This is a genomic window from Serratia sp. A07 (assembly GCF_058725505.1).
The window spans coordinates 1-842 of the sequence record NZ_JBZXDO010000204.1; the positions used below are offsets into that span (position 1 = coordinate 1).

Annotated in this window: 1 protein-coding gene; it reads left to right on the forward strand. The window is 64.1% G+C overall.

The window, feature by feature from the left end; genetic code table 11:
- Window positions 1-234: hypothetical protein (locus tag AC4PR2_RS29245; RefSeq protein WP_492176093.1), on the forward strand; the 234-nt coding region annotated here is incomplete at its 5' end.
- Window positions 235-842 lie beyond the last annotated feature (608 nt).

Here is an 842-nt window from a genome sequence, read left to right on the forward strand (position 1 = left end):
ATGGAGATTGAAGAGTATCAGCGGGACGGTGTAGGCAGGGCGCACATCGACGCGCTGATGTTCGATATTCAGCAGGCCCGCGCCGCCACGCAGTGCGTGACGGTCAACAAGCTGGAATTGCAGCGGCTTTTGCACTTTGCCGCCAACCAGCTCGACAGCAACAACGCCGAGGAAATGACCAGCGAAGACCGGGAGGCGATGCAGACCATTGACGCCTTGCTGAACCAGCTCTAACCCTACGCTTTGCCCTGCCGCTGGCTGCTCGTTGGCGGCATGGGCTGCGGCGAACTTTGGCCGCGCGTAAACCCCTTCCCGCCGCCTGCGGCGTCCGGCAAGCGAGGACGTGCGGCTGCGCCGCCCGCATTCGCTGCCGTTCGGGGCTGATATCAGGGCTTGCCGGGTGTCAGTATGGTGTTGCCTGTTCTGTTGCTGTTGCGGCTCTGCTTCATCTTCTTCCTGTTTGTCTTCCTTTCCCTGGTGCTGCCTGACTGCGTGAAGGTCTGGGCGTCCTGTCGGCTGTCATGCTTCGCACAGAGCCGGCTTCGCCGTCTCTGCCCGGCCCTTCGGGCAGCGGGTTTCCATCCTGACGCAAGGGCACGCTTGCAGCGGCAAGATTGCCGCGCCGCGCCAGGCTCACCGCCCGGCGGTGCCGGGCTTCAAGGCCGCCCCGGCTTATCGCCGTGTCGGGTGTGTTCCTGCTCATCTCACCGGTGGTTATCTCTCATCAGCCCCTTGCGCGGCCGCTTTTGTAGCACCGTCGCCCGTGTGCCCGCAAGGGTAAATGGCACGCCGCACGCGGCGCCCTTGCGTTCCCCCGTTCGCCGTTGCCACGTCAGCTTTTT